Below are 8,395 nucleotides of genomic sequence, written 5' to 3'. Positions count from 1 at the left end.
GCCATTTTCAAAGGGAAAATGTACCCAGTAGCGTCTTTTCAATTTTTTCTGAGAAGCGACCTGCAGTAAGGGTTTTGTTAATTTTTTAGTATTTCTGTATGGGGGAAGTCCAGTTATTTTCATGAAAAGAAAAGGGTTAATGGTAATTGACATCCTCACCGCCGTAAACGGACGGTGATTCCCAAACCTCACGATTTAGGTTTCTGCTTCTTTCCCGAAGGATTTTTCGCACCTGCCTTAACAGATTTACTCTGTTCTGGTCTTATGGTCGCTCTACAGACTGACACCGCAAGCCCTGCGGCCAAAATATTTTTACTAGCGTTAATATCTCGGTCATGGTGTGTCCCACAGTCTGGACAATCCCACTCTCGAATATTTAACGGCATTTTCTCAGCAATATACCCGCAATTACTACACCTTTTAGAGCTAGGAAACCATCTATCTATTTCGATGTAATTTCTTCCATACCAACGGCATTTATAGGCTAATTGTCGGGTAATTTCTCCCCAACTAACGTCAGATATTGCCTGAGATAATTTCGGGTTTTTGACCATATTCTTGACGGCTAAATTCTCAACCACAATCGTTTGGTTTTCACGAACTAATTGAGTGGTTAGCTTATGTAAATGGTCTTTTCTACTATCGGTGATTTGAGCGTGAATCCTTGCTACTTTGATTCTTGCTTTTTCCCGATTTTTTGACCCTTTCTGTTTTCTAGAAAGGCTTTTTTGGGCCTTTCGCAGTCTCCGATAATGCTTTTTAAAATGCTTGGGATTAGACACTTTATCGCCATCGCTGGTAATCACGAGGCTACTAATTCCTAAGTCAATTCCGATGGCTTTATCTGTTACTGGTAGAGGCTTAATCGTTGGGTCATCAAATCTTATTGAGATATGCCAACGTCCTGAAGGATGTAATCTGACTGTTACTGTGCTTGGTTCACAGCTTTCTGGGATGTGTCTTGACCATCGAATAGGTAAAGGTTCTGTGCATTTAGCTAAATAGATTTGTCTGTCTTTAAATTTAAAAGCAGATTTGGTAAATTCGGCACTTCCTCCCTGATGTTTTTTCTTAAAGTTAGGATACTTAGTACGACCAGCAAAGAAGTTAGTGAAAGCTGTTTGTAAATGTCTTAACCCTTGTTGTAAAGGTACACAGCTAACTTCATTGAGAAAGTTTAATTCTTCTTGCTTTTTCCACTCGGTTAGCATTGAAGAAGTTTGAACATATCCTACTCTTTCTTGTCTTTCATACCAAGCTTGTGTTCTGAGATGGAGAGCTTTATTGTAAACTAATCTTACACAGCCCAAAGTGCGCCGCAATAGCGACTCTTGTTCGGGTGTGGGGTAAAATCGAAACGAATAGGCTTTTTCCATACCTCACATTTTAGCATATATTTCGTAAATGTGCTAATATTTAACAGTAAAGCCGTCGTAGAACGACGGGGTTTCAGACCCAAAATTTCCGATGAGCCAAACCATCACACCTTCTTCCTTAAAAGCTAGTTTAGCCCCCAATCCCACTAGAGCAGCAACGGTGGACGATGGGGGAAATGTGCTAGGGGAATTTCTGCAAGAAACTCTGGCCATGACTAAACGTCTGTTCATCCAATTACAACGTCGTCCTTCAACCCTAATCGCGGGGGTAATTCAGCCCTTTATGTGGCTGATTTTATTTGGGGCATTGTTTTATAAGGCTCCCCAGGGTCTATTCGGCGACGATCTCAGTTATGCTAAATTTCTCGCCCCCGGGGTGATTGTCTTTACCGCTTTTTCTGGGGCCTTAAATGCTGGTTTACCGGTAATGTTCGATCGAGAATTTGGCTTTCTTAACCGTCTGTTGGTAGCACCTTTAACCACTCGTTACTCGATCGTGGCCGCTTCTACCATCTATATTATCGCCCTCAGTTTCATCCAAACCGCCTCGATCGTGGCCGCTAGTGCCTTTTTAGGGGCAGGATTGCCCAGTTTAGCTGGATTAGGTGCGATCGCTTTGATTGTTTTCCTAATAGTTTTGGGTATGACCGCCTTAAGTCTCAGTTTAACCTTTGCTCTCCCCGGACATATCGAATTAATCGCCGTCATTTTCGTCACCAACTTACCGCTTTTATTTGCCAGTACCGCCCTCGCTCCCTTAAACTTTATGGCAGATTGGTTACAAGTAATCGCTAGTCTCAACCCTCTTACCTATGCGATCGAACCGATCCGTTATATTTATTTCAATCAGCACTGGTCTTTTGATAGCATAGTCTTACAAACCCCTTGGCTTGACCTCAATTTCTTGACAGTTTTAGGCCTGCTCTTAGCTTTCGATCTGCTAATCCTTTTGGCAATTCAGCCCTTACTTCGTCGTCGTTTTGCTTAAATCAGTTATCAGTTATCAGTTATCAGTTATCAGTTTACTTTCACTGAAAAGCCTGCAACTTTCTCACCACCAAAAACTAGACAAGTAAGTAGTTATAATTAAATTGAAGATAGATTTTGCCTCTGATTGCCCCTGCCCCCCTTGATAAGGGGGGTGCCGATCCCCCCTTAGTCCCCCCTTGATAAGGGGGGTGCCTGACAACTTTTAACACCTACCCACTTAATTTTCTGAGGAGTTAGTTAGATTATGAATACTCAAAAAATGTTGATCAAATCGTCTTTATTCCTAGCTACTATTTTATTGGTCGGGGCTGATTTTAGTCCGCAAGTGTTAGCTCAAAGCTTGAACCCCAGTCAGCCAGATTATCAAAAAAATGAACGTAGTTCCGATGGCAGGGATGATCTCGGTGGTTTTAATCCTTTAGACTTGATTCATAATAGTAATTTTCGTCGTAGCCGGGACGGAGCGGAATTTCAGGAAGACACCCTCAATAATATCAACGAAGCGGCCGAGGAGTTTAAACGCAAGCAAAGAGAACAAATAGAAAATCTCCAAAATCCTGCCCCAGAAACCAAATAAAACCCTTTTTTTTGAGTAGCTAGACACAATTAATTACACATATCTAACTACCTCTTGCCTCTTGCCTATTGCCTATTGCCTCTTGCCCATCCTAACCAGGAGGTTGATTTTGGCCGATTGCTTAGTATATATGATCGCTAAGTGCAGATGATCTGAGAAAGACCGATAACTGAAGAGCATTGGGGGGTTTATCTGACACGAATTTATATTAAACTTAGGATTGGTTTATTGAATTATCGTCTTATTAAAACTGTGGAAGTAATGGAAATCGGGCAAAAAGTCAAGGTCTGTCGCTTAAGAGACCGCGTTAACTCGGATGTAGCGGGTAAATTGGGTAAAGTGGGTGTCATCAAAAATTTTAAGATGACCGATGGCAGCGGTGTTGGTGCTGTTGTCCAGTTCGATGATAAGACCGCTACTTGGTTTTTTGAGGATGAACTCAAACTCATCTAAATATAACGCTTAGGAATTAACTATGTCCTTAATTTTGACCTTTTTGGGCAAGGGGGGCAGCGGTCGCAGTACGATAGCGATCGCTTCGGCAAGAAAAATGGCTGGTCTGGGGTCAAAAGTTCTCTTGATCGGTCAAGATTCCGGTCCTGCTTGGGGATTACTCCTCAAGGCCTCCCCTAGCTCCTCCATTACGGAAATTGCCCCCAATCTCTCGGTTGTGCAGCTTAGTAGTACACAGTTACTAGAAAAAAGTTGGGAAGAAGTCAAGGAACTGGAAAAGCAGTATTTGCGTTCTCCCACCTTGAAAAATGTTTATGGTCAAGAGTTGGGCATTTTACCCGGAATGGATCAAGCTCTAGCTTTAAATTTCCTGCGGGAACAGGATAAAAGCGGAAATTACGATGTCATCATCTACGACGGCAGCGGAGATATCAACAGCCTGAGAATGTTGGGTATTCCAGAGGTAGGTGGCTGGTATTTACGGCGTTTTCGGCAGGTTTTCAGTGATTCCGAGATTGGTCGCACCCTTTCTCCCTTTTTCCAACCGATCGCCGCTGCCGTGCTGAATTTCTCCTTTAATCCCGATGGTTTGGGGAAGAAGGCCGATAATAACATTTTAGACGAGGGGCGCTCGGCTTTAGCCGATCCTCGGCGAGTTTTAGCCTATCTAGTCACCAATGATGATCCACTTGCGATCGCAGATGCCAAATATCTTTGGGGTGGGGCGCAGCAAATCGGTTTAAATGTGGGGGGAGTGATTTTTAATCGCTGTCAGAGTGCCACGGAGGATTTTGCCCCGCTGCCGGCGGCGATTTTACCGGACCGTCAAGGAGAAGATTGGCAGGAGTTAATCGCCGAGTTACCCAATTTTCTCACGGTGCAGCCGCCCAAACCGTTAATAATCGATACGGCAGTCGGTCAGGTCAAGGTTTATTTACCCGGATTCGAGAAAAAACAGGTAAAACTGACGCAATCGGGTCCAGAATTAACCATCGAAGCGGGGGAGCAACGGCGTAATATTGATGTACCACCGCCTCTAACCGGACGAGCGGTAAAAGGGGCAAAATTCCAAGACGGTTACTTAATTATTTCTTTTTAAGGGATTATGTCGAACACCGAGATAGAAAACAAGGATAATCGAGGCGCAAAAACTCGCCAGTTATTGGGCATGAAAGGGGCCTCATCGGCAGAAACCTCCCTCTGGAAAATCCGCTTACAATTGATGAAGCCGATCACTTGGATTCCCCTAATTTGGGGGGTTGTCTGTGGGGCTGCTTCATCGGGGAATTATACTTGGTCTTTAGAAGATGTCTTAAAAGCGGCCACCTGTATGTTACTTTCCGGTCCATTGATGACTGGTTATACCCAAACTTTAAATGATTTTTACGATCGAGAAATCGATGCAATTAATGAACCCTATCGCCCGATTCCTTCGGGGGCAATTTCTATTCCGCAAGTAGTCGGCCAGATTTTGGTTTTATTAGCGGGTGGGTTAGGAATAGCTTATCTTCTCGATCGCTGGGCCGGTCATGATTTCCCGATCATGCTCTGTTTAACCCTATTTGGTTCTTTTATCGCCTATATTTATTCAGCGCCACCTTTAAAATTAAAACAAAATGGTTGGCTGGGAAATTATGCCCTCGGTGCTAGTTATATAGCATTACCTTGGTGGGCTGGTCACGCCCTTTTTGGTCAGTTAAATTGGACAATTATGATCTTAACCCTCATCTATAGTCTAGCGGGGTTAGGCATTGCTGTAGTTAACGACTTTAAAAGTGTGGAAGGTGACGAAAAATTAGGCTTAAAATCCTTGCCAGTTATGTTTGGAATTACTACCTCGGCTTGGATTTGCGTGATTATGATCGATGTTTTTCAAGCAGGAATTGCGGGTTATCTGATTAGTATTCATCAGAATCTTTATGCCGCTATTTTACTGTTATTAATTATCCCTCAGATCACTTTCCAAGATATGTATTTTCTGCGGGATCCGCTCAAAAATGATGTCAAATATCAAGCCAGCGCCCAGCCTTTTCTAGTCTTAGGAATGTTGGTGACAGGTTTGGCTTTAGGTCAGGGGATACTCTGAAGATTGTAGTTAGTAAAAACAGGAAATATTCAGTTTACGGGACATTATCGCCTTGAATCGGGCTTCTGTTTACGGTAACTTAAAAGGTCAAGAGGGGAGAAAACTGTGGCTTCTAGCTAGATCCCTAGTCTTTTCGTTACAATCAAGAGGGAATCGATGCTGGGGGAAAAATTACTTTTTTTTCTTCCCTGCGATTCGGCATTCTTGACGAACTAATCAAGAATAGTTTCTGTTTAACAAGATTGATTGAGACAAGTATCTCGAATCCTAGTAACCATGAGTAATACCAGTAACTTTCGTCAAGCTTTACGCGAGGCTAAAAGCCAAGCTCTTATCGGCCCTAATGTTATCCCCAAGGCCCTGCCCTATCTCGGTGGCGGTCTAATTTTGACTGCGGTGGGAACCTATGGCGGTTTAGGTGTGATCCAATCCTATCCCCAGATTTTCTTCCCGACTTTCTTTGTCGCCCTGGTTGCCGAGATTATTTTATTTTTTGTCGCCCGTAATACTGCCGAAAGAGGCAATACAGGCACTGCTCTGCCCCTGCTGACTCTCTATAGTCTTCTTTCTGGCTATACTCTCAGTGGAATCGTCTATGTGGCCTTAGGTACTTCCGGTGTCGGTTTGCGAGGAGTAGCAATTGCTGCCCTCGGTTGCGGCATTGCTTTTGTGTTGGGACGGAATATCGGCTCGAATCTGTCGGAAAAAGATGGTTTAGCCCTGACTCAAACCGTTAGCATCGGTATTCTCGCTCTCTTTATTGTTCTCATTGGTCAGCTAATTTTCTCTATCTTTGGTGGTGCTACTCCCACCTGGTTAGAAATCGCCATTTCTGGCATCGGGGTTTTCTTGTTTGCCGGCTCGGCAGTGGTGGACTTTTACATCTTGCCCCGTACCTACAGAGATGAGCAGTATCTCAGCGCTGCTTTATCGATGTATTTGACCTATATCAACCTATTTATCTTTATTCTGCGCCTTTTAATCGCCCTTAACGGTCGAGATTAGGGCAAATAGGGAGGAGTTAGAAATTAGTTACAACCTAAGTTCTAACTCCGCTAGAATAGTAAAGAAATGTAAACAGCCTGTAAAGATTATGACTGAACCACAACCGACTCAAACCCCCAAATTAGAAGATCCCAAATTTGGCTTTAATGACTATGCCGAGCGCCTCAACGGTAGGGCTGCTATGATTGGTTTTGTGATCACCCTGTTGATCGAGTATCTAACTGGCCAAGGTCTGTTATCTTGGTTAGGGTTACAGTAGTTTTTTAGGCTTTTTTAGGCATTCTAGGGGAAATATAGCCTTGAGTGTTAGTTAACGCATACAAGCTTCATGATTTTCCCCGTAGAATCCTTGCAAGACCGAATCACCTCGCTGTTGCGGTGTCCCGTGGGAGCGATTAGGAGCTTCAAAATCGCCCACTTCCGAAGCGGCTTCCGCTAGAAGTTTTCCCGCTATTATATAATCCTGTTTGGATAAACCTCTAGCTTCGGTAAATAACCAAGAAAGGGTATCTCCCGCTAGACAATCGGCCTGTAATTCAATGCCGATGCTCATCCCACCTTCATCGATGCCACCAATACCCCGATTCCACTGAACAGCGTGAGCGGCCTCGTGAGCGACGGCATAAAGGGGAAATAAAGGATTATCGCTAATACCAGTAACTTGCTTGAGATTGACATAGACTGTATTATCTACAGTGCAGAAAGCCGCTAGGGAAATTACGCCGCAGGGAGTGGTTATCGGGCCATCGCTTAACAAATACTTGAAATTGATCTGGTGTAATTGAGCCGTATATTCAATTACCGCTTCTAAGGCATCCGTAATATCGTCTGCTTGCGCTCTCTGGGCTAGAGGGGATAAAATCAAGAGGGAACTACAAGAAACGGCAGATATCAGGGATAATAACCGTTTACGGCCAGAGTTAGGTTTCATGGTACTAACAAAGTCGGGAGTGAGGAAGAAGTTTAATTGATCTGAATTAGCCTACCGCTACGATCACAATTTTAAAAGCTATATCTAAGACTTCCAGAGAAAATACAGAATTTACGCGGCTTTTGATCGAAGTTTACAGAATTCCTCGTCAAGGTTTAGGAAATTAATTGGGCACGACCACTTATTGTGTTGAAAATATGTCCGTCAGTCAGGCAAAAAGCTCCTCATCGGAAATTTTGGGTCTGAAACCCCGCCGTTCTAGGTTGGCTTTACGTTAGAATTAAAAGGCCAGTCTCGAAAACCAAGTGGACGGCGCAGCACCTTGAAAACTCGGCTTAGGGGGTTCCGACCAGAAAAGCTTGGCCGGGTAAAAAGTCGCGCGCAACAAGTACAAGAAGCTATAGGCGGTCAACGTACCGTGGGACACACGGAATCGGGCTTCTGAAATGGGGCGAAAGTCTGTGGACTCTGTGTAAGACAGTACATGGTTTTTTAACTGTGGTATGCGACGGTGGTGGAAGCAGAAACTTAAATCGTGAGGTTTAGGAATCGCCGCACTTTTAGGGCGGCGAGGATGTCAACAGGTCATTTCCCCATCTCCCCACCCTGATCATCTCATACAAATGTACCATAATTTCTTGCAGAAGTCGGCCAAGGGGGAAAGGGATAATTTTCCCTTTAATATGACCCCCTTTTCCCTACATTTACCGAAAATTTCCTGACTTATGCAAGAGACACTATAAATCTATCCCCATTTCTCGCAAACGAGCCGCCAGCTGTTGAGAACGCTGTCTTTCCGCCTCCAGAGCTTGCTGAGTAGCATTTAATTGCTCCTGTGCCGCGGCCGCTTGCTCCTGGGCCGCAGCCGCTTGCTCCTGTGCCGCGGCCGCTTGCTCCTGGGCTGCTTCTTCTGGCAAGGGGATTAAATTGCCTTCCGAGTCATAAAATCTCGCCCAAATTGCCGTTTCTCGGTCAAT

At 44.2% G+C, this 8,395-nt stretch carries 9 protein-coding genes and 1 pseudogene; 7 read left to right on the top strand and 3 right to left on the bottom strand.

The genetic code is table 11. The annotated features are described in order from the left end of the window. Nucleotides 1-188: 188 nt before the first annotated feature. Entirely contained in the window at nucleotides 189-1,376 is a 1,188-nt protein-coding gene (locus H6G48_RS05215; protein WP_190719778.1) for an RNA-guided endonuclease InsQ/TnpB family protein, read from the bottom strand. Nucleotides 1,377-1,467: 91 nt separating this feature from the next. Here H6G48_RS05215 and H6G48_RS05210 point away from each other — a divergent pair, with 91 nt between their 5' ends. From H6G48_RS05210 to H6G48_RS05180, 7 genes are all read left to right on the top strand, one after another. Next, on the top strand, nucleotides 1,468-2,364 hold the full coding sequence (locus H6G48_RS05210; RefSeq protein WP_190719775.1) for an ABC transporter permease: 897 nt from the start codon (nucleotides 1,468-1,470) through the stop codon (nucleotides 2,362-2,364). Nucleotides 2,365-2,610: 246 nt separating this feature from the next. Beyond that, complete coding sequence (locus tag H6G48_RS05205) at nucleotides 2,611-2,943, top strand: hypothetical protein (RefSeq protein ID WP_147072214.1); 333 nt, start codon at nucleotides 2,611-2,613, stop codon at nucleotides 2,941-2,943. Between the two features lie 261 nt (nucleotides 2,944-3,204). Then, nucleotides 3,205-3,396, top strand: a complete 192-nt coding sequence (gene petP, locus H6G48_RS05200) for a cytochrome b6f subunit PetP (protein WP_002742483.1) — start codon at nucleotides 3,205-3,207, stop codon at nucleotides 3,394-3,396. A gap of 22 nt (nucleotides 3,397-3,418) precedes the next feature. Next, nucleotides 3,419-4,495 (top strand): Get3/ArsA fold putative tail anchor-mediating ATPase NosAFP, encoded by a 1,077-nt coding sequence (locus H6G48_RS05195; RefSeq protein WP_190719772.1) that lies wholly within the window; start codon nucleotides 3,419-3,421, stop codon nucleotides 4,493-4,495. 6 nt (nucleotides 4,496-4,501) lie between these two features. Beyond that, nucleotides 4,502-5,482 carry a chlorophyll synthase ChlG gene (gene chlG / locus H6G48_RS05190; RefSeq protein ID WP_125732609.1) on the top strand — a complete coding sequence of 327 codons (981 nt, stop codon included), beginning with the start codon at nucleotides 4,502-4,504 and terminating at the stop codon, nucleotides 5,480-5,482. Nucleotides 5,483-5,758: 276 nt separating this feature from the next. Continuing rightward, the gene (locus H6G48_RS05185) at nucleotides 5,759-6,487 is read left to right on the top strand and encodes a Bax inhibitor-1/YccA family protein (protein WP_043996014.1); all 729 of its coding nucleotides are present in this window, start codon (nucleotides 5,759-5,761) and stop codon (nucleotides 6,485-6,487) included. A gap of 88 nt (nucleotides 6,488-6,575) precedes the next feature. Next, complete coding sequence (locus H6G48_RS05180; RefSeq protein ID WP_002742489.1) at nucleotides 6,576-6,746, top strand: high light inducible protein; 171 nt, start codon at nucleotides 6,576-6,578, stop codon at nucleotides 6,744-6,746. Nucleotides 6,747-6,797: 51 nt separating this feature from the next. Here H6G48_RS05180 and H6G48_RS05175 read toward each other — a convergent pair whose 3' ends face one another. Further along, on the bottom strand, nucleotides 6,798-7,418 hold the full coding sequence (locus tag H6G48_RS05175) for a hypothetical protein (RefSeq protein ID WP_002796853.1): 621 nt from the start codon (nucleotides 7,416-7,418) through the stop codon (nucleotides 6,798-6,800). Between the two features lie 737 nt (nucleotides 7,419-8,155). Beyond that, nucleotides 8,156-8,395 (bottom strand): annotated as a pseudogene (locus H6G48_RS05170) (Uma2 family endonuclease); the annotation flags it as partial.

This window comes from Microcystis flos-aquae FACHB-1344 (assembly GCF_014698375.1).
GTDB lineage: Bacteria > Cyanobacteriota > Cyanobacteriia > Cyanobacteriales > Microcystaceae > Microcystis > Microcystis aeruginosa.
The sequence above is the reverse complement of the archived record's forward strand: the minus strand, read 5'-3'. Positions and strand labels throughout refer to the sequence as shown.